The following is a 20,866-nucleotide window of genomic DNA, read 5'->3' as shown; positions in this document are numbered from 1 at the left end:
TGCTAAAGGCGAATGTCTGATAAAGCCGGAATACGACGAAGTAAAGTATGCCGACCAACACCAAATCTTTATAAGAGGTAACGAAAAAGACTATCTGATGAAACACAAACAGACACTGATAAAAGGCATTACAATAAAAGACAAGATAACCAATTGGATAAAACAAAACGGTGAATCGAAGAGATTAAATTATTTTATATTTGAAGATAAGGACGGAAAAACCGGCTTGTTAGACAATGAGGGCAATGTACAGATAAAACCACAATACGAAAGTATGGCTCCATACTACAATATATCGAGCGGCAGAACCGACTATCTTGTTGTGCAACAAAACTCGCTCTATGGAATAATAAGTCTTTCAAATGAGGTTTTAGTCCCACTTAAATACAAATCGTTTGCCAACATTTACATACGCGACCATATTGCTTTGGAAGACGAAGAGGGGTATATGCTTTACTCACTGAAAGACAAAAGCATTTTTCAATCGCTGCATTTCGACTATATAAGAGAATCAAGCGGTCCGTATGCCTTAATTAAAAAAGGTGGAAAAGCAGCCTTTTTAAATAAGGTAACGCTCGAGTTGGTCTTTCCTTTTAAATACGAAGATATTTCAGAATCGACCAAAGACAGTCTTTTTACAGTAAGTCTGAATGGAAAATATGGTATTGTTGATAAAAACGACAAAGTGTTTATTCCATGCATATACGACGAACCGCTGTACCCTTCGTGCGGTAATAAGTTTGTAGTAAAGAAAGATAATCAATATGGTATCATCAATTTAAAGAACGAAATCATCTATGGTATGATTCCCCACCCTATTATTGCTTACAGCGATTCTTTCCAAATTATGGACATAAGCAGAAACAATCCTGAATTAGACTGCAACTTGAAGGAAATAAAAAAGGAACAATAGGTAAATAACAAATAAGGTTCGCTTTTGCAAACCTTATTATATTAACCCCTATCGAGCATTAGGACGCATTTGCTTAGATTTGTTATTACCGTCATGCTTCCTTACTGCTTTCGTCCGTTTGCCGACATCTGTGCCGCCATTCCATCTCGCCGTAGCCCGCTACGCTTTCGCTGAACACCACCACAAAGGCGACTGTGGTTGCGAAAAGAAGTAAGCAACAAGACTATACAGATTAAATTTCAAAAGGGTATGTCGTTTTTTCGACATACCTTTTTGAATTATATAAGGTTAAATATCTACAGAAAAAGCGATGCAAGGTAATAACCTGCATCGCTTTCCTATTATGATTATTATCAATTCGATTAATCAAATTCAGTCCATTTAGCACCTGCTATACCGGGACCGCCCTCATGAATTTCATCTTGATTTTGTTCATTTGGACTTCCTTCTCCACCGATACTTGCACCGGCTTTTGTACCGCTACCGGCAAGAATGTATTCATTTTCCACATTTATAATACTTATCTGCGGAGCAATATAACTTTTCTTCATGTTAAATAAAAAGCTTAATTATTTATTGTTTTACAAATTTCTTACCATCGATAATATAGATACCCTTAGGAAGTTTATCCATATTTTGAGCGTTGGCATTTATCAACTGACCGTTAATATTATATACCTTATTGACTTTATGCACACCTGCAGCTACTGATATTGCACCTATTTCCGTAGGAGAATCTGCTTTGTCGTCAGCATATTCTATAGCAACTTTAGCCCTTACCCCATCGTCTTTGTTAAGAAGAATGCAGGCAGCATATTTAGACCATTTAGTTCCGGCAGTTGTTTTCGTTTTATAGAAATTGTTTTTATAATTGCTTTCATCGTCGCCGGAGTAATAATAATAAGAGTGTTCTGCCAATTGCTTATTATCGTCGTAGTTACCTACAAACGTATAAGTAACGCCGTCGGCTTCGATAGAAACTTTCTTCAGCAAGTTTTCCTTTTCATTTTCTTTTGCTTTCTTTATATCGACACCTGTAATAGTGCACAGCACGCCTTTTCTATCGCCCGTATGAAATCCCGGGTGAATCATATAAGGATGATGCGCTTCTGTATTTCCTTCTACTACTTTCTTAAATTCCAACTTGATGGTCTTATTGTTCTTTTCGTCTTTGGTTACTTTAACACCAGAGAATTCAACAACTTCGACAGTAGCACCGTATGCACTTTCCAATTGCTCGCGTGTCATATCGAATGGAAAACACATCGTGTACCACTTATCGCCTTTCGTATCTTCCCAAGTATTGTCTTTTACTTCGCCACCAATAAGCATGAAGTCTTGCCAACCTTTATAGTCAGGATAGGTATTTGAATTATTACCATTGTTGTATCGTCCGTCTTCCGTCTTTGCCCATTTGTGTCCATATTCGCCTGTCGTGTATGCTCGAGTATTAGAAGAAGTTCCTAATGTTCTTGCATCTTCATTCACATATTTCTCATAAGCATCTTTTGGATAATGAAATACAGTACGTGTTTTCATTTTCGTTTCATCGTGAGGGTGGTAATCTTTTCTTGTTACTTTTTCTCCTGCTCCTACACCATTGTACGTGTACGACTGAGTATTAACAGGCTCAAATCCTTGCTCGGCACATTTTGTTTCTGTACCAAGAACATATACATCTGAAAGATTGTAATTCTGTTGGAAAGCTGTTCTCTCTATAAGTTCAACATTAGCAGGAATTGTTATTGTTTTTAATTCATAACATAACCCAAATGCTTGTTCGCGAATATATCTAAGTGAATTGGGCAAACGGATAGTCTTTATTGCCGAACCATGAAAAGCACCTTTTCTAATTTCTTCCAATCCTTCGGGTAATACTATATCTTCCAACTTAGCACAATCTTTAAATGCCTGTGCATCTATGGTTTTTGTTCCATTATAAAACTCTACATATTTTAAAGCTGTACATTGTGCAAAGCATTGAAGACCTATTGTGCCAACACCTTTTTTAAAGATTATCTTTTCTAATGTCTTTGATTGTTGAAATGCTTGAACCCCTATATTCACAACTTCATCAGGATTTTCTAAGTTATCAGGGAAAATAACTTCTTTGATACAATTATTTCGTTTACTAACCAAACATTGAGTAGGTACTTCTTTTGTAGTCTTTGGAAAAGTAAGATATTCTAACTTTGACATCATTCCCAACCATTGCAAATCAGCATCATTCATTAATTTAGCATTTTCCAAATCAAGTTTTAGAATGTTAGGAAATTGATTTTGGTAATTCCAACTACCAAACAAGAAATACGCATCTTCAGAACTTATCTGTGCTCCATTCTGCGTAACAACCACCATTTTGGTAGCATTTTTAACTGTTTCCGGTAATCCATTGTAGCCATCTTTTAAATCTCCTGTTCGCTGTAATGTAAGTGTAACAGTGCCATCGGCAGCTGTAGAATGCTTAAGCTCTGCCTTAGCATTACCAAGTATTAGCAAGCTAATACATAAAAATAAAATTTTCTTCATATATAAATTGTTTTTGTATATCTTATTCAAAATATAGTTTAGTAAGTAAAATATCAAAACGAGCCATCGCCTTTAATTTTTTTGCAAAGGTAATACTATTTATTTTTACCCCCCCCATTAGCATTTATTAACTTTAATATTCGCTTATTTAACACACAAATATGCTTTAAATGGGGGCTATATTTTATAAAAACAAGATAAAGAGTTCGATTTTTCAAACTCTACATAGCATGAATCCGATATATTCCCTGTGCAATGAGCCTGCTTTCGACAATGGTTTCAATGTTCATAAACGGTTTCTTGAGCAATAGTTTGTAAGCTATAAAATTTGTTGCAAAGTTGTTAAAGGAACGATAAATACCCTTTATAGTCTCACATTTTTGCCTCTCTATTCCTCGTTTTATAGAGAGAAAACAGACAACAAAAATGTAAACATTCTTTAAAAGCATATCTATTGACTAATTTGCTTGTTATCAACATATTACAAAACCTATTGTTTTGGCTTGTAAAAGCGGCTGTTTTGCACGGTAAAAGCGTAGGTTTTACATTGCAAAACCTACGGTTTCGCAATGCCAAAGCGCAGTTATCACTTTTTAAGAGAATTATCTTTACAAAGTTAAACAAAAGAACGCTCACTGTTTCATTAGAGAACTTGCTTAGAAAACATCTGTGAGATAGCTTGCTTAACCTGCTCTCTTATGCCGAACTCACATTATATTAATGTGAAAAGAAATAATTGTTTACGGCATAATTTCTTTTAAAGGCACCATTACGAAGTCGCGTTCTTCCATTAAAGGGTGTGGCACTTTGAGATCCGGTTCATTGATTTTAAGGTCGTCAATCATCAGAATATCAATGTCTATGATACGGTCTTGATACTGCCGATTAACGGTTTTATGGGCACGCCCCATTTCTTTTTCAATGGCTTGCGTGGTTTCTAACAGACGGTGTGGGGCATGCCGGGTACTTACACATAGGCAGGCATTGAGGAAATTGTTGGGACTTTCAAACCCCCAAGGTTCGGTTTCGAGGAACGACGATTGTCGAACCACCTCCCCTACCCTGTTCTGAATAAGGGAGATAGCTTCGTTTAAGATTGCCTTACGGTTGCCAAGGTTAGAGCCTAACCCAAGATAAACAGTGTGCTGCATCTATGTTTGTCTGTTCAAAATCCGATAAATGCGGAATTAATCGTTCAAGATGAGCAGTGCGTCGCCGAAACAACCGAACTTATAACCTGCCTTAACAGCCTTGTCGTAAGCCTCCATAATAAGGTCGTAGCCGCCAAATGCCGCTGTTTCCATCAACAAAGTGGAATACGGGTGATAGAAATTAACGAGCATAGAGTCTGCCAAACCGAAGTCGTAAGGTGGGAAAATGAACTTGTTTGTCCAACCATCGTACTCCTTTAACATTCCGTCTGTGCCCACAGCAGTTTCCGTTGCCTTTACAACACTTGCTCCAACGGCACACACACGATGTCCGGCGAGTTTGGTATTGTTCACTATCTTACATGCTTCGGCGGAGATATGCATCTCTTCAGAGTCCATTTTGTGCTTCGTAAGGTCCTCTACTTCAATGTCGTGGAAAGTGCCCAAGCCGCAATGCAAGGTGATATAAGCCGACTGAATGCCTTTAATTTCCATTATCTTCATCAGATGTTCCGAGAAGTGGAGGTTTGTTCCGGGCGCAGTAACAGCCCCTTCGTGCTTTGCAAACACTGTTTGGAAGTTCTCCAAATCGTCGGCATCGGCATGTGCAAAGTCCTCGCCGGCAGCTTTCGGACGGTTGTCTATGATGTAGCGAGGCAGCGGTGCTTCGCCCAAAGCATAGAGTTCGCGCTTGAATTCTTCGTGCGGACAATCGTAAAGAAAACGAAGTGTACGTCCACGCGATGTTGTATTGTCAATCACTTCGGCAACCATAGACCCCGATTCGTCGAAGAAGAGTTTGTTGCCGATACGTATTTTGCGAGCCGGCTCTACCAAACGTCCCACAAACGCATTTCTTGGTTCAGCTCTCGCAACAAGAACACCTCGATTTTAGCATCGGTCTTTTCTTTCGTACCATAAAGACGAGCGGGGAAAACCTTTGTGTCGTTGAATATAAAGGTGTCGCCTTCATCAAAATAATTCACTACATCTTTAAAGCGGATATAGTCTTCTTCCGTAGGTTCACCCTTTATTTTCTTGTTGTTATACATATCAATCGTTCCCGATTTCTTATGTACAACCATCAAACGGGCTTCGTCTCTGCGAGTTACTTTGAATACTTGACTTGTTCCGTCGGCACGGTTTAGCACACGTTCTGACGAATGTGGATACAAAGCTACCTGCTCGTTGGGCAAGTTGAATTTAAATTGTGAAAGCTTCATTTATCTGTAATTTCTATATTCTGTTCGTTCAACCATTCTTGAAAATGGTCGTAATTTATACATTGTTCTACTCTTATATCGCCTACTTGGGTGCGTCGGAGCGCAACAAGATAAGCACCGCTATCGACAGCACGCCCTAAATCGCGTGCCAATGCGCGTATGTAGGTGCCTTTGCCGCAAACAACTCGCAGTGTGAGTTGCATCTTTTCGGCATCGAAATGAGTGATTTCTATTTCGTCAATTCTTATTTTCTTAGGTTTCAGAACGACGTCTTCGCCGTTTCTGCGATAGTCGAACGCACGTTGTCCGTTCACCTTTACAGCACTGTAAGTAGGCGGCACCTGCTCTATATCGCCGATAAACTGCCGCACTGCCGCTTCTATCAGCTCTCTCGTGATATGGTTTGTGGGGAAAGTTTCGTTTTCCTCGTGCTCCATATCGTAACTTGGCGTGGTCGCTCCCAACTGCATTGTGGCTACATATTCCTTTTTGTGCGTCTGCAAAGTCTCTATCTGCTTGGTCTTTTTGCCTGTTGCAAGAACGAGAACTCCCGTTGCCAATGGGTCGAGCGTACCGGCATGACCTATCTTTACACGTCCTCCTTGCGCCTTCGAGCAAAGATAACGCACATGCGCCAATGCCTTAAAGCTTGTTATGCCATACGGTTTGTCGATGGGAATAATAACACCTTCCTTGAAATTCATGCAGTTTTAACTGAAAGGTTTAAACGCTAATCGACCATATTCAGCGACATTCCGGAAAGCAACATCGCCAAAAGGATAACACCAACGATGATACGATACCAACCAAAGGCTTTGAAACCATATTTCGTAAGGAAGCTGACAAACCATTTCATGGCAAGTATGGCAACCACAAAAGAGATTACACAGCCTACGCCTAATAAGAAAAGGTTGTCGCTTGTAGCCCAGTTTACATCTCCTTTCATCATATCGTACACATCGAGAACGGTTGCGCCCGCCATCGTCGGTACGGCAAGGAAGAACGAAAACTCTGCTGCTTTCTTGCGCGTCAGCTTGTTTGCCATACCGCCCACAATGGTTGCCATAGAACGACTCATACCGGGAATGACCGAAAGACACTGAAACAAGCCTATGAGAAATGCACGCTTGGGCGTTACCTCGTTCTCTTCTCTGCCCTTATTAAATATGTTATCGCAGAAAAGCATAAAGATACCACCCAGCACAAGCATTATGGCTACCACCCAAATAGAGTCCAGCAACCAATCGAGCAAACCGCTTTTCTTGGCTGCCAAGCCTACAACAACCGCCGGCAACACACCTATAATAAGCAGTCCGTACAGTTTCCACATTTCAGGCTTGAAGGAAAAGAACTTCTTCCAATACAGGCAGACAACGGAAAGAATAGCTCCGAACTGTATGATGAACGTAAAGGCATGAACAAACGGATTGCCCTGCTCTACGCCTAACAGATGTTGGGTTATTATCATGTGGCCTGTTGAAGAAACCGGAAGGAACTCTGTCAAGCCTTCAACAATTGCAATAATAATCGTTTGAAGTAGGTCCATTACGCTTCGGTGTCGTCTTTACGTTTCGGTTGATACATGATTGCACCAATAATAGAGATGAAACCAATGAATGTAACCACCGGGGCTACCTTTATTCGCATAGCACTGAAGATTTCCGGATTATACTGTGTTTCTGTAGAACCACTGCCACCCATCAATATAAAGCCCAACACTACGATGCAACACTGATAGCCAACAAGATGAAATTGATTTTGCTAAATGCCAAATTCTGTTTATTCATTTCATTATAAATTATGAAATGCTACCGACTTGCTTGCCGGCAACACTTCTTAAATATATCTTTGTTTTAAATTTTATACAGCGAACTCGCTTTCATTCGCAAGAACTTATTAACCGAAAGCCACGAGCAGAAGAAAGTAATGAGAATGCCAAACGCCATCATAATAATGGCGGTAATCACCATTACATTCCAATCCAGCACTACAGTTATCTCCGAATCGTAAGTATATAATAGGTACATGCCAAATCCAAGCACGGCAATGGCAATCAAAGCCGATATAAAACCTTGCAAAATGGCGGTGCGCAGGAATGGCATTCGTATGAAGTTCCACGATGCACCAACGAGCTTCATCGTGTGAATGGTGAAACGACGAGCATATACACTTAAACGTATCGTATTGTTAATGAGCGAGAACGACACCACCGTAAGCAAGGCTGCAATAACAAGCAGCACAATGCTTATCTTGCCTAACGTTCGGTTTACGCTTTCCACCAAGTCTTGTCGGTAGGTTATATCGCTGACACCCTTGAACTTTTTCAACTGTCCGGCAATGGCTTTTATAGAGTCGTTGTTGGCATAATTTGCCTTTAACCTCACTTCTATCTCTGCCGTAAACGGGTTTTCGCCTGCAAATTCGGCAGGATTAGCTCCCAATTCGCGTGTGCCTTCCTTCAAGGCTTCTTCCTTGGAAACGAAGTTCAGATTACTGATATAGGGCAATTGGTCTACTTGCGCACACAGTGTTGCACACTCTTCGTTGCTCATATCGGGCTGAAGAATCATCGTTACCGTCAAATTCTCTTTCACGAATTGACTGAGGTTTCGGCTTGTAAACACCGTTAAAACCACCATTCCGATAAGGATAAGCACCATTGCCGTGCTTATGCAGAGTGTTATTACTTGTAAGCTGCGAGGCTTTTCAGTCTTTTTATGTCTTTTCGCCATCTGTTATAAATTTGGGGATAATACACCAAAGTTGATGCAAAGATACTGTAAAATAAGGTAATGGCAAAAGAATTTATATTTTATTTACACACGTAACAAAAATTCCGATATTGCCTTTTCGTTTTCCAAGCAAAAAGATACAACTTTACCGACCGGACAAGATGAAACATGATGAAATATAATTATTTTTGCAATAAGTTCGTTTTATACTGCATTATAAAAGTATAAAAATAAAAAACGGTATATTGGTGTTTTTGCGTTAAGAAAGCTTAATTTCGGTTTGAAGAAGCCACGATAATGTGTTATATAGGTGTAAGTTGATAAAACATAAATGAACGAAGAAGCATTTGCACAGATTGTTCCTCAACTTCGATACAACTAATGTAACTTATAATATGGGAAAAAGTAACCAAACAGCTCTACTACTATTGTTTTTCTTTACATCATTAAATATGATGGCGCAAAGTATTAAAGGAAAAGTTATCGATTCACAAGGTGCTCCCCTTGAGTTTGCAAACGTTTGTTTGCTTGCAAAAGCCGACTCTTCGTTTATTAGCGGAGCAGTAAGCAAGGCTGACGGGCTATTTACCATTGAAACAAAAACCATTGATGGAATCTTAAGAGTTTCGTGTATGGGCTACGAAACAAAATACACAGACTGCCATTCTGCCGATGCAGGCACCATTATCTTAACTCCAAGCAGCAACGAAATGGCTGAAGTTGTGGTGAAAGGCAACAGACGTCTTTATACAATGAATGCAGAAGGACTTACGTCTAACATACAAGGCAGCGCATTAGGGAAACTGCCTTCGCTCTCCGATGTACTCAACCAACTGCCTTTCCTTAGTGCTTCAGACAATGCAATCAATGTATTGGGGAAAGGCAAACCGCTTGTTTATCTTGACGGAAGAAAAGTAACAGACAACACAGAACTTACAGGTTTGAAAGGCAATCAAATAAAGGATGTGCACGTAATAATGAACCCCGGCAGCCGTTACCCCTCAAATGTAGGAGCAGTAATACGCATCACAACTATTCGTACACAAGGCAACGGCTGGTCGGGTATGATGCAATGGAACGGAAAACTGAACCATGGCTTCTCCCAAGACGACTTTCTTAAACTCAACTATCGTAAGAGCGGACTTGATGTTTTCGGCTCTGTCTATTACAAAGAAAGCAAATCGGACGAGGAACAAACCAACGATGTGAAATTCAATTACGCAGGAACAACCATTACATCGCATAACGCAAATACACAAAACAATAATAGTAAGTTTCTTCTTTCTCAAGCAGGGGCAAACTATGTTTCGCTTGATAACAGTTTGTACGCAGGACTGAAGTATATATATTCTCGTACCATAAAAACGCCTTTCAACATCTATTCCATACTAACATCAACCGATTTAGAAGGCAACCATACATTTAATAATCATTATTTCCAAGACAATTACGGCGGACGGCATAATGCAGCAGCCTACCTTTTAAAGACTTTCAAGAACAAATGGCAGTTGGAAATGAACACCACCTATGCTCGTATCGACTTTACAAGCGATTTGAATACCATTGAAACAGAGCACGATAAAACAATAACAGTAGGCAGCAAGAACAACCGAAAGACAGATATGTTTGCCGAAAACGTAATGCTGACAAAGTCAATGCCTATTGGTAAGTTTACATTTGGCGAGGAATACTCTTACACCGACAACACGCAAGCCTTTGAATTAGCCGACCCTGACCACGCTTCTTCTTTAACATCGAATGGCAATCAGGCAAAACAAAACTCGTTAGCACTATTCGGCGAGTACGGTAAAGCGTGGAAACATTGGAGCACCAATATTGGATTACGGTACGAGTGGGTAGCTTTCGATTATAGTTTGAATGGCATCAAGCAAGACGCACAATCGAAAAAGTACAGCAACTTATTGCCAACACTTTCTTTAAACTATTCTAAGGACAAGTTCGGAACTACATTATCGTTGCGTTCCACCATCGCACGTCCATCGTATATGCAATTAAAAGCCGGCCGAGCTTATAATAATCGCTATGCCTACGAGGGTGGAAATCCGTCTTTGCAACCTGCAAATATCTACGATTTAGGCTTGCTTCTGCGCTATAAAGACTTTGTTTTGAGTTCAAACTACATTATTTACAAAAACGCAATATCGTTTTACGAACAAGTATTAGAAGACAAACCGGTTCGATTAAATTCGTTTATAAACATTGATTACCAAAGTTTCAATCTTATGGCATCTTATGCTCCAACCCTCGGAATATGGAAACCGTCGGTAACATTGCAGGCTTATTTCCAACAGCTTGACTACAACGGCATGAAGTATACAAAGCCAATAGCGAAGTTTTCCTTCAAGAGTTTATTTTCATTTCCGAAGTCTTACACCGTTACATTGAACTTTTCGGGATACACAGCAGGCAACGATGGATTGCTTTACTATAAACAGAACTTCACTGCATCAGCATCATTCATCAAGAATTTCCCCTTCGGCTTGCTGGTAGCATTAAGTATGGAGGACATTTTCCATACCTCGCGAGAACGTTGGACGATAAAAGCACCGAATGTAGAAGCTACCAAATGGCTGAAAGGCGATACGCAAAGTTTCACCCTAACCGTTCGTTACAGTTTCAATACGGCACGCAGCAAGTATAAAGGAAAGGGTGCAGGCAACAGCGAAATCAACCGTTTTTAGGAAAAAAGAGGGAAGAAAACTACTGTATTGGCAGTTATACGCAATGAAGAAAGAATTGTTTTTTCGGAATTAAATAACGTGAGTTCGGCATAAGAAAGCAGGTTTAACAAGTAATCTCGCAGATGTTTTCTAAGCAAGTTCGGTAATGAAGTAGTGAGAGATTTTCGGTTTGGTTTTGTAAAGATAATTCTGTTAAAAAGTGATATAATCGCTTTGGCGTTGCGAAACCGTAGGTTTTGCAATGTAAAACCTACGCTTTTACCGTGCAAAACCTACGGTTTTGGAACGCAAAACAATAGGTTTTGTAATGCGTTGATAAATAAATAGTTACGCGACAGCTACGCTTACGAAAAATGTTTACATATTTATCGTCTTATTTTCGTTCTTTTCGCGTTCCTTGAAAAGTGCGTTTTCTCGCCATGGCAATGCTTAAATAAATTTGGCATTGCTCATTCGGCTGAACGAAAACGTTCATGAATAACGTGGGGCCGGTGTAAGAAATTGAGGACGAAGATGCCCCGCTTCTTTCTGATTATAAGAATATTAAATCATAACCGGTTCTTTCTTTCAGTATCTTAACAAATAATATACCGGCATGGTTCTTATACCGAACTCACGTTAAATATGCTTTGGTTTGTGCAAATACTAAGCTAAAAATGTGTAACTTTGCACTATCAAATAGTTAAATACAGTATGCGAGACTTGACTGATGCCGAATTGGCAGAGTTGATAGACAAGGATATATTTCATAAAATCTCTGATGCAGCCGACAAACTCGGCTTGGAATGTTACGTTGTGGGCGGTTATGTCCGCGACTTATTCCTTGAACGCCCCTCTAACGACATCGATGTTGTGGTGGTGGGAAGCGGTATCAGCGTTGCCAACGAACTGAAACAGAGGATAGGAAAACGTGCGCATATATCTGTTTTCCACAACTTCGGTACAGCACAAGTGAAATTTGGAGGCATGGAAATAGAATTTGTCGGTGCACGAAAGGAAAGCTACAGCCACGACAGCCGTAAACCAATCGTGGAAGACGGCACGCTGGAAGACGACCAAAACCGACGCGACTTTACCATAAATGCAATGGCAGTATGCCTAAACAAAGGTCGTTTTGGCGAATTGGTAGACCCTTTCGGCGGTGTAGACGACCTTTGGGACGGCATTATTCGCACTCCGTTAGACCCCGATATTACTTTTTCGGACGACCCGCTGCGCATGATGCGGTGTGTAAGATTTGCCACACAACTCAACTTTTTCATCGAAGACGAAACCTTTGAAGCATTGGAACGCAATGCCGACCGCATAAATATTGTAAGCGGAGAGCGTATTGCCGACGAGCTGAACAAGATAATGGCAACCCGTACGCCGAGCAAAGGCTTTATAGACTTGTATCGTTGCGGGCTGCTCCGGATTATCTTACCCGAGCTTGTAGCGATGGACGTGGTGGAAACACGCAACGGCAGAGCGCACAAAAACAATTTCTATCATACATTGGAAGTGCTCGACAACATATCAAAGGCAACCGACAACCTTTGGTTGAGGTGGGCAGCACTGTTCCACGACATAGGTAAACCGAAGAGCAAGCGTTGGGACGCACTTGCCGGTTGGACCTTCCACAGCCATAATATAATAGGTGCAAAGATGATACCGTCTATCTTTAAACGTCTGAAATTCCCAATGGACGCCAAGATGAAATACGTGCGCAAGTTGGTAGATCTGCACATGCGCCCTATTATCATAGCCGATGAGGAAGTTACAGACTCTGCCGTTCGTCGCCTGATGAACGATGCCGGCGACGATATTGACGACCTGATGACGCTTTGCGAAGCCGATATAACAAGCAAGAATGCTGCACGCAAGCAACGCTTCTTAGACAATTTCAAAACGGTTCGTGAAAAGTTGGACGACCTGAAAGAACGCGATTACAAACGATTGCTGCAACCGTGCATCGATGGCGACGAAATTATGGCATTGTTCAACCTAAAACCCGGTAGGGAAGTAGGCGAACTAAAGAAAGCTATGAAAGAAGCTGTGTTAGACAATCGTGTGCCCAACGAGCGTGAACCGCTTATGGCATTATTAAAGGAAAAAGCAGCGGAAATGGGCTTGGTGTAAGGCGTTTTGCTTATAATGTAAAATGTTTTAAGAACGCTGTATATCAATATTTTATATGCTTGATATATAGAATGGGAAGATACAAGTCGCTCTTGACATTTCAAAATGATTGTAATTATTGTTAAATATTATGGTTATATGATGTTACAATTAAGCAAAAGCGTTACCTTTGCACTAAGAAAACTCGTATTTTTGTTTAAGTTTTCAAAAGAATAGTATTTAAAAGAACTTACAATAAGCTAAGAAATAAAATAAGAAAGATAATAAAATACAGAAAGAAGTATGATTAAAAGCAAGTTTTTACTGTTGGCAGCATTAGCCATAACAGTGCTTTCAAGTTGTGGGGGTGGTAAACGTGAGTTGCCCAAAAACAACGAGTACCCCGTAATTACGATTGGTGCAGCGAATGCACAGATGAAAACCACCTACCCGGCCACTATCAAAGGTATTCAGGACGTGGAAGTTCGCCCAAAAGTAAGCGGTTTTATTACAAAACTTTATGTTCACGAAGGCGAGGCTGTTCGTGCAGGACAAGTTTTGTTTGTTGTTGATAATGCCGTGTATCAGTCGGCAGTTCGCCAAGCTGAGGCTACAGTAGCGTCAGCGCAAAGTGGCATTAGTCGTGCACAAGCAAGCGTAGTGCAAGCTGCAGCTGCTTTAAATTCGGCACAGGCACAAGCCGCTACGGCACAGCTGACTTACAACAATAGCAAGAACCTATATAATAATAAGGTGATTGGCGACTACGAGCTGCAAACTGCAAAGAATACTTACGAAACAGCACAGGCATCTGTAAACCAAGCACGAAGCAGCGTTCAGGCAGCACATTCAAGTGTAAAACAAGCCGAAGCAGCTTTGAAACAAGCACAGGCAGGCTTGGCAACGGCAAAAGAGAACTTAAGTTTCTGCTATGTAAAGAGCCCTTCCAACGGTTTTGTAGGTAGCCTTCCTTATAAAGAAGGTGCATTGGTAAGCCCATCATCGGCAATGCCGGTAACAACCATCAGTAATATTTCGACAATGGAAGTTTACTTCTCTATGACCGAAGCCGACGTTCTTGCACTCTCGCGCACTAACAATGGCTTGGGCAATGCTATCAATAAGTTCCCCAAAGTAAGCCTCCAGTTGGTTGATGGCTCTATTTACAACCACGAAGGCATGATTGTGAAGACCAGCGGAATGATTGATGCGACAACAGGAACCATAAGTGTTATCGCTCGTTTCCCTAATCCGGAGCACTTGTTGAAGAGCGGCGGCAGTGGAAAAGTTGTGATTGCGAAGAATGACAACAACGCTTTAATGATTCCTCAAGATGCTACCGTTCAGGTTCAAGACAAGATTTTTGTTTACAAGGTAGATGCCAACGGCAAGATACATTACAGCGAAATCAAGGTTAATCCGCAGAACGACGGTGTGAACTACGTAGTTACTTCAGGTTTGAAGATTGGCGAGAGAATAGTTTCCAAGGGCTTAACAACCTTGCAAGACGGTATGGAAATAAAGCCTTTAACCCCTGCTCAATATGACGAAGCATTGAAGAAAGCTGCCCAACTTGGCGAAAATCAAAGTTCGGCAGGTGGTTTCTTAAAAGCAATGAAGGGAGACGACGATAAGAAATAGACCGTAAAACAAAAGAATTATGACATTTACTAATTTTATAAAGCGTCCAGTACTTTCAACGGTAGTGTCGGTTTTCTTCGTGCTATTGGGTACGATTGGATTGATTTCGCTGCCAATTGAACAGTATCCGGATATTGCGCCACCAACCATTTCGGTAATGGCAAACTATCAAGGAGCTGACGCACAAACCGTATTGAACTCCGTTGTTACTCCGTTGGAGGAGAGTATAAACGGCGTTGAGAATATGACTTATATACAATCAACAGCTACCAACGCAGGTAGTGCAATGATTACAGTATATTTCAAGCAAGGTTCCGACCCTAATATGGCATCGGTGAACGTGCAAAACCGTGTGTCGCAGGCACAAGCCTTGTTGCCGGCGGAAGTTACACGTGCAGGTGTAACCGTGTCGAAACGTCAGTCTTCTAACGTTGTAATGTATTCATTGACAACCGACGATGGCCGTTACGACGACGAATTCCTCACAAACTACAACGCTATCAATGTTATACCTTTGCTGAAACGTATCAATGGTGTCGGCGATGTGCAGACTCCGGGTATGAAAACCTACTCTATGCGTATATGGTTGAAACCTGAAAAGATGAAGCAATATGGCCTCGTACCAAGCGATATTTCAGGTGCATTGGCTGAACAGAACATTGAAGCGGCTCCGGGTGCATTCGGTGAACAGAGCAATATGAAGTATGAGTACACCATGCGCTATAAGGGACGTCTCAAGACTGAAAAGGAATATGGCGATATTATCATCTCAACCGATAACAACGGACAAACTCTTCATCTTCGCGATGTAGCCGATATTCAGCTCGGTGGATTGATGTATTCAGTATCAATGCTGAACAACAAGCAACCGTCAGTAGTTGGAATGGTTCAGCAAATTGCCGGTTCTAACGCTACACAGATAGCCAAAGATGTGAAAGCAGCTCTTGACGATGTGCAGAAAAATATGCCTCCGGGCATGAAAGTAAGCATACAACAAGATGTAACAGAGTTCTTGTTTGCATCTATCGAAGAAGTTATCTTCACGCTCTTCCTGACTTTGGTTTTGGTGTTCTTTGTAGTTTATATCTTCTTGCAAGACTTCCGTTCTACATTGATACCGATGATTGCCGTACCGGTGGCATTGGTAGGTACTTTCTTCTTCCTATGGATGTTTGGTTTCTCTATCAACCTGCTTACCCTTTCTGCCCTCTTGCTGGCGATTGCCATTGTGGTAGACGATGCCATTGTGGTAGTCGAAGCCGTCCATGCAAAGCTCGATTTGGGCTATAAGAGTTCGCTAACAGCAGCTATCGATGCGATGAACGAAATTTCTGGAGCCATTATTTCCATTACATTGGTAATGGCAGCTGTGTTCGTTCCTGTATCTTTCATGAGCGGAACATCGGGTACGTTCTATCGTGAGTTCGGTGTTACGATGGCTGTATCTATTATTATATCGGCATTGAACGCTTTAACACTTTCTCCGGCTTTGTGTGCTATCTTCTTGAAACCTCACAATGAGGAAGAAAACAAGAAGTTGAGCCGTATCGACCGCTTCCATCTTGCATTCAATACACAATACGAAAAGATTAATGCGAAGTATAAAAAATCGGTCGAAAAGATTATCAACAATCGCATTGTAACGGGCACTGCCGTTGTTTTGGGTATCTTGGCATTGGTTATTACGATGGCAACCACAAAGACAGGACTTATCCCTGACGAAGATACGGGCGTACTTTTCGCTACCGTTTCTTTGGAACCGGGTATGTCGCAAGCAGAAACACAGAAGGTAACCAAACAAATAGACAAGATGTTGGAGACCAATCCATACGTTGAACGTCGTGTCCAGCTTATCGGTTACAACTTTATTGCAGGTCAAGGTTCAGACCAAGCGACTTTCATTGTCAAGCTAAAACCATTTGAAGAAAGAAAGTATGGTTTGTTCGACCGCATTAAATCTGTATTCAACGGTGCCGGTATTGCAGGTTTATTCATCGACCCAACATCGTCTAACATGATATTGGGTATGATTTACAAGCAAACGGCAAGCATCAAGGGAGCACGCGTATTGGCATTCGGACCGCCTATGGTTCCCGGCTTTGCCATGTCGAACGGTCTTACCATCTCAATGGAAGACCGCACCGGTGGCGACCTAAATAAGTTCTTCAGCATTACTCAAGACTACTTGAAAGCACTGAACGAACGCCCTGAAATCAGCAATGCAATGACTTCGTACAACCCCAACTACCCTCAATATATGGTAGATGTGGACGTGGCAAAGGCTAAACAAGCCGGAACTTCGCCTGCCGCTATCCTCTCTGTATTGCAAGGCTACTATGGCGGTATGTATGCGTCGAACTTCAATGCTTACGGCAAACTATACCGTGTAATGATTCAAGGAACAGTGGAAAGCCGTATCAACGAAAGCGGACTGAACAATATATATGTCAGAACCAAGGGAGGCATGGCACCGGTGGGCGAGTTCTGCACACTGAAACGTGTGTACGGTCCTTCAAACATTGCCCGTTTCAACCTGTTTACAGCCATTACCGTGAATGCGCAAGCTGCTGATGGCTATTCATCCGGCGATGCTATTAAAGCCGTAGAAGAGGTTGCTGCAGAGAAACTTCCCGCAGGATATACTTACGAATTCTCAGGTTTGACACGTTCAGAGCAAGAAGCTTCCAACTCAACAGCCATTATCTTCGCTCTATGTCTTGTCTTTGTGTACCTTATTCTCAGTGCGCAATACGAAAGTTATATCCTTCCGTTGGCGGTTATTCTGTCTATCCCATTCGGTTTGGCAGGTGCTTTCCTCTTCACAATGCTATTCGGGCACAACAACGACATCTATATGCAGATTTCGCTTATCATGTTGATTGGTCTGTTGGCTAAGAACGCTATCTTGATTGTAGAGTTTGCATTGGAACGCCGCCGTACAGGTATGGCCATCAAGTATGCCGCCATTCTTGGTGCCGGTGCTCGTTTGCGCCCTATCCTCATGACCTCTCTTGCAATGGTTATTGGCTTGCTGCCATTGATGTTTGCAAGTGGTGTGGGCAGAAATGGTAACCAAACATTGGGTGCTGCCGCCGTAGGTGGTATGCTTATAGGTACACTCTGTCAGGTGTTCATTGTTCCTTCGCTTTTCGTTATCTTTGAATACTTACAAGAAAAAGTTAAGCCGATGTCGTTCGAAGACGAAGAAAACAGACAAGTGGCAAAGGAATTGAAACAATTTCTTGGTGGTCCTGCAGAGAGCTACAAGATAGAAGAGTAAAGATTACTAACGAAGTAAGAAAGTTATGAAAATAAGAAATATCATCATTTTAGGACTTGCAACACTGTCTCTGACGGGTTGCAAGAGCCTATATGGAACATACAAACGTCCTGAAGTGAAAGCCGACGGCCTTGTGCGCGACCCGCTAAATGCTGAAGCAACATTGGAAGGAGCAAACGACTTCGGACAACTTCCATGGCGCAACGTGTTCACCGACCCTGACTTGCAAGCCATTATTGAGAAGACATTGACTAACAACCCCGACCTTCTCAATGCTGCGCTCAACATCGACATAGCCGAACAGCAGCTCCGTGCTGCCAAGTTGGCATTCCTCCCATCGTTGGCTTTTGCACCGCAAGGAACGATTACACACTTCGGTTCGCACGTCGAAGCCACCAAGTCGTATGTACTGCCGATAGCTTCCAGCTGGGAAATAGACCTCTTCGGCAAACTCCGCAATGCGAAGAAAGCGGCTCAGATGTCAATGATTCAACTGCAAGACTATAAGGTGGCAGTGCAAACAAGACTTATTTGCAACGTTGCAAACATGTATTACACTTTGTTGATGCTTGACCGTCAGAACCAAATTGTAACCGATATGGCTGCTTTGACAAAGAGCACGTGGGATATGATGCAACTTCAAATGGACTATGGCAGAGCGCGTGCAACAAGCGTGCAGAGTGCACAATCAGCTTATTACAGTGTCCAAACCCGTGCTACCGACATAAAAAGACAAATCCGTGAGACTGAAAACTCGTTGAGTTTGCTTATGGGCGAGCCGGTACATAGCATTGCCCGAGGCATGTTAGACAACCAAAACCTGCCTTCAAACTTTTCCGGCGGCATAGGTGTCGAAATTCTAAGCAACCGTGCCGACGTGCATGCAAACGAAATGGCGTTGGCTCAATGCTTCTATAACGTTCAGGAAGCGCGCAGCCGTTTCTATCCTTCTTTAAGCATTACAGCTTCGGGCGGTTGGAGCAACGGCAACGGATTGGTAAACCCTGCAAAGCTGCTTTTCAATGCTGTGGGCAGCCTCACACAGCCTATTTTCATGCAAGGAAAGCTGAAAGCAGGACTGCGTGTAGCTGAAGACCAGTATAAAATAGCATACAACAGATGGCAAAACAGTATTCTAACTGCCGGATCGGAAGTAAGCAACGCATTGGTAGCATACAACGCTGCCGAGGAGAAAAACGCTCTTTATACCCAACAAATAGAAGTATTGAAAAAGAACGTAGAGCAGACACAGATGTTGTATAGCCAAAGTTCAAGTTCTTATCTTGAAGTTATTACGGCACAGCAGAACTTGCTGAATGCTGAAATTTCTCAAGTTCAAGACCAGTTTTCTAAGCTGCAAGCCATCGTAAACCTTTACTATGCGCTTGGTGGTGGGTCAAAATAAGTTTTCTTAAAACAGATTTATAAGTATGAGTAGTGAGATTAGTCCAAAAGCCGAGGTTTCTCCGAAAGCGAAGATAGGCGACGGCTGTAAAATATTTCCATTCGTTTACATCGAAGACGATGTAGAAATTGGCGACAACTGTATCGTGTTTCCATTCGTCAGCATTCTGAATGGTAGCCGAATAGGTAATGGAAACAAAATACATCAATGCACCGTTATCGGCGCATTGCCCCAAGATTTTAACTTCGTTGGCGAAAAAAGCGAGTGTGTCATCGGCGAGAACAACGTTATCAGAGAGAACGTTGTAATCAACCGTGCTACCCATCGTGGTTGTCAAACCGTCATCGGGTCGAACAACTTCCTTATGGAAGGCGTACACATCAGCCACGACACGAAGGTGGGCGACCGCTGTATATTCAGCTACGGTGCGAAGATAGCAGGCGATTGCGAAATAGCCGACCACGCCATCTTCTCGTCCGGCGTTATTCAAAAGGCAAAAACACGTGTCGGAACGGCTGCCGTAGTGCAAGCCGGCACAACATTTGGGCGCGACATACCACCTTATATTATTGCAGGTGGCAGTCCGATTGAATACGGAGGTGTAAATACCACTATCTGCAAAGAATTAGGAATAGACGACAAAATTATAAAACACATAGCAAACGCCTATCGTCTTGTATTCCACGGACAAACCTCTGTGTTCGATGCTTGCATACAAGTGGACGAGCAAGTGCCCGACTCGCCTGAAATTCGTAATATTGTTGAATTTATCCGTAACACCAACGAGGGTATCATCTGCAAAATATAACATTACAAAAACATTATATATCTAATCCTGACAAACAGCTTGCAACAAGCGTTTGTTGGGATTTTTTGTTTCATACATAAGCAAGAGAAACCATTAAAAAAACAATTCGGTAAAACTGTATTCGAAGAACGATTTCCCTTTTTTACTGCCCGATGTAAATGCCCAAACCGCATTGATTTTGTAAAGATAATTCTGTTAAAAAGTGATATAATCGCTTTGGCGTTGCGAAAGCGGCTGTTTTGCGATGCAAAACCTACGCTTTTACCGTGCAAAACCTACGGTTTTGGAACGCAAAACAATAGGTTTTGCAAAACATTGATAACGAGACAGTTAGACGACAGCTATGTTTGCGAAAAATATTTACAGATTTATCCCCCTATTTTCG

15 protein-coding genes and 2 pseudogenes are annotated in these 20,866 nt (G+C 41.8%); 9 read left to right on the top strand and 8 right to left on the bottom strand.

Annotated features, from left to right (window positions below):
• Both JCM15124_RS08240 and JCM15124_RS16965 read left to right on the top strand, forming a co-directional pair.
• A partial coding sequence (locus JCM15124_RS08240; protein WP_024999046.1) for a WG repeat-containing protein occupies positions 1 to 913 on the top strand: 913 nt, incomplete at its 5' end.
• A 79-nt stretch (positions 914 to 992) separates the two neighbouring features.
• Positions 993 to 1,127: a hypothetical protein gene (locus tag JCM15124_RS16965; protein ID WP_262499275.1), complete on the top strand. Its 135-nt coding sequence runs from the start codon at positions 993 to 995 to the stop codon at positions 1,125 to 1,127.
• A gap of 148 nt (positions 1,128 to 1,275) precedes the next feature.
• On the opposite strand, the gene JCM15124_RS08235 is transcribed toward JCM15124_RS16965, so the two are convergent.
• Complete coding sequence (locus JCM15124_RS08235; protein ID WP_024999045.1) at positions 1,276 to 1,464, bottom strand: hypothetical protein; 189 nt, start codon at positions 1,462 to 1,464, stop codon at positions 1,276 to 1,278.
• A gap of 22 nt (positions 1,465 to 1,486) precedes the next feature.
• On the bottom strand, positions 1,487 to 3,442 hold the full coding sequence (locus JCM15124_RS08230) for a leucine-rich repeat domain-containing protein (RefSeq protein WP_024999044.1): 1,956 nt from the start codon (positions 3,440 to 3,442) through the stop codon (positions 1,487 to 1,489).
• A 454-nt stretch (positions 3,443 to 3,896) separates the two neighbouring features.
• Here JCM15124_RS08230 and JCM15124_RS16665 point away from each other — a divergent pair, with 454 nt between their 5' ends.
• Positions 3,897 to 4,115, top strand: coding sequence for a hypothetical protein (locus JCM15124_RS16665; protein ID WP_084608971.1), 219 nt, complete (start codon positions 3,897 to 3,899; stop codon positions 4,113 to 4,115).
• A 67-nt stretch (positions 4,116 to 4,182) separates the two neighbouring features.
• Here the strand turns inward: JCM15124_RS16665 and folK are convergent, their stop codons facing one another.
• The 6 genes and pseudogenes from folK to JCM15124_RS08190 form a co-directional block, all read right to left on the bottom strand.
• Complete coding sequence (gene folK / locus JCM15124_RS08215) at positions 4,183 to 4,593, bottom strand: 2-amino-4-hydroxy-6-hydroxymethyldihydropteridine diphosphokinase (protein WP_024999042.1); 411 nt, start codon at positions 4,591 to 4,593, stop codon at positions 4,183 to 4,185.
• Between the two features lie 36 nt (positions 4,594 to 4,629).
• A pseudogene (gene queA / locus JCM15124_RS13820) lies at positions 4,630 to 5,816 on the bottom strand (tRNA preQ1(34) S-adenosylmethionine ribosyltransferase-isomerase QueA).
• A complete protein-coding gene (gene truB, locus JCM15124_RS08205; RefSeq protein ID WP_024999041.1) occupies positions 5,813 to 6,520 on the bottom strand; it encodes a tRNA pseudouridine(55) synthase TruB in 708 nt (235 codons plus the stop codon). Before truB ends, queA begins: the two are co-directional and overlap by 4 nt.
• A gap of 26 nt (positions 6,521 to 6,546) precedes the next feature.
• Positions 6,547 to 7,362, bottom strand: coding sequence for an undecaprenyl-diphosphate phosphatase (locus JCM15124_RS08200; protein WP_024999040.1), 816 nt, complete (start codon positions 7,360 to 7,362; stop codon positions 6,547 to 6,549).
• Positions 7,362 to 7,603 (bottom strand): annotated as a pseudogene (locus JCM15124_RS13815) (DUF3098 domain-containing protein). The gene JCM15124_RS08200 and the pseudogene JCM15124_RS13815 overlap by 1 nt, the downstream one beginning before the upstream one ends.
• Positions 7,604 to 7,669: 66 nt before the next feature.
• On the bottom strand, positions 7,670 to 8,548 hold the full coding sequence (locus JCM15124_RS08190; protein WP_024999039.1) for a cell division protein FtsX: 879 nt from the start codon (positions 8,546 to 8,548) through the stop codon (positions 7,670 to 7,672).
• A 452-nt stretch (positions 8,549 to 9,000) separates the two neighbouring features.
• Here JCM15124_RS08190 and JCM15124_RS08185 point away from each other — a divergent pair, with 452 nt between their 5' ends.
• From JCM15124_RS08185 to lpxA, 6 genes are all read left to right on the top strand, one after another.
• Positions 9,001 to 11,250, top strand: coding sequence for a TonB-dependent receptor family protein (locus JCM15124_RS08185; protein WP_232220139.1), 2,250 nt, complete (start codon positions 9,001 to 9,003; stop codon positions 11,248 to 11,250).
• Between the two features lie 693 nt (positions 11,251 to 11,943).
• Entirely contained in the window at positions 11,944 to 13,368 is a 1,425-nt protein-coding gene (locus JCM15124_RS08180) for a CCA tRNA nucleotidyltransferase (protein ID WP_024999037.1), read from the top strand.
• A gap of 282 nt (positions 13,369 to 13,650) precedes the next feature.
• Positions 13,651 to 14,988, top strand: coding sequence for an efflux RND transporter periplasmic adaptor subunit (locus tag JCM15124_RS08175; RefSeq protein ID WP_024999036.1), 1,338 nt, complete (start codon positions 13,651 to 13,653; stop codon positions 14,986 to 14,988).
• 19 nt (positions 14,989 to 15,007) lie between these two features.
• On the top strand, positions 15,008 to 18,268 hold the full coding sequence (locus tag JCM15124_RS08170) for an efflux RND transporter permease subunit (protein WP_024999035.1): 3,261 nt from the start codon (positions 15,008 to 15,010) through the stop codon (positions 18,266 to 18,268).
• Positions 18,269 to 18,293: 25 nt separating this feature from the next.
• Positions 18,294 to 19,673 (top strand): TolC family protein, encoded by a 1,380-nt coding sequence (locus JCM15124_RS08165; protein ID WP_024999034.1) that lies wholly within the window; start codon positions 18,294 to 18,296, stop codon positions 19,671 to 19,673.
• A gap of 25 nt (positions 19,674 to 19,698) precedes the next feature.
• Positions 19,699 to 20,481 (top strand): acyl-ACP--UDP-N-acetylglucosamine O-acyltransferase, encoded by a 783-nt coding sequence (gene lpxA, locus JCM15124_RS08160; protein ID WP_024999033.1) that lies wholly within the window; start codon positions 19,699 to 19,701, stop codon positions 20,479 to 20,481.
• Positions 20,482 to 20,866 lie beyond the last annotated feature (385 nt).

It is taken from the genome of Prevotella falsenii DSM 22864 = JCM 15124 (assembly GCF_000613945.1).
Classification (GTDB): Bacteria; Bacteroidota; Bacteroidia; order Bacteroidales; family Bacteroidaceae; genus Prevotella; species Prevotella falsenii.
Note: the sequence above shows the minus strand (reverse complement) of the source record. Positions and strands in the feature narration are given on the sequence as shown.

What these genes read in the sequence shown, in the direction of transcription:
- JCM15124_RS08235 (WP_024999045.1), bottom strand. Translation starts at nt 1,464, where the DNA reads ATGAAGAAAAGTTATATTGCTCCGCAGATAAGTATTATAAATGTGGAA.
- lpxA (WP_024999033.1), top strand. Translation starts at nt 19,699, where the DNA reads ATGAGTAGTGAGATTAGTCCAAAAGCCGAGGTTTCTCCGAAAGCGAAG.
- JCM15124_RS08230 (WP_024999044.1), bottom strand. Translation starts at nt 3,442, where the DNA reads ATGAAGAAAATTTTATTTTTATGTATTAGCTTGCTAATACTTGGTAAT.
- JCM15124_RS08170 (WP_024999035.1), top strand. Translation starts at nt 15,008, where the DNA reads ATGACATTTACTAATTTTATAAAGCGTCCAGTACTTTCAACGGTAGTG.
- folK (WP_024999042.1), bottom strand. Translation starts at nt 4,593, where the DNA reads ATGCAGCACACTGTTTATCTTGGGTTAGGCTCTAACCTTGGCAACCGT.
- JCM15124_RS08175 (WP_024999036.1), top strand. Translation starts at nt 13,651, where the DNA reads ATGATTAAAAGCAAGTTTTTACTGTTGGCAGCATTAGCCATAACAGTG.
- truB (WP_024999041.1), bottom strand. Translation starts at nt 6,520, where the DNA reads ATGAATTTCAAGGAAGGTGTTATTATTCCCATCGACAAACCGTATGGC.
- JCM15124_RS08185 (WP_232220139.1), top strand. Translation starts at nt 9,001, where the DNA reads ATGATGGCGCAAAGTATTAAAGGAAAAGTTATCGATTCACAAGGTGCT.
- JCM15124_RS08165 (WP_024999034.1), top strand. Translation starts at nt 18,294, where the DNA reads ATGAAAATAAGAAATATCATCATTTTAGGACTTGCAACACTGTCTCTG.
- JCM15124_RS08180 (WP_024999037.1), top strand. Translation starts at nt 11,944, where the DNA reads ATGCGAGACTTGACTGATGCCGAATTGGCAGAGTTGATAGACAAGGAT.
- JCM15124_RS08200 (WP_024999040.1), bottom strand. Translation starts at nt 7,362, where the DNA reads ATGGACCTACTTCAAACGATTATTATTGCAATTGTTGAAGGCTTGACA.
- JCM15124_RS08190 (WP_024999039.1), bottom strand. Translation starts at nt 8,548, where the DNA reads ATGGCGAAAAGACATAAAAAGACTGAAAAGCCTCGCAGCTTACAAGTA.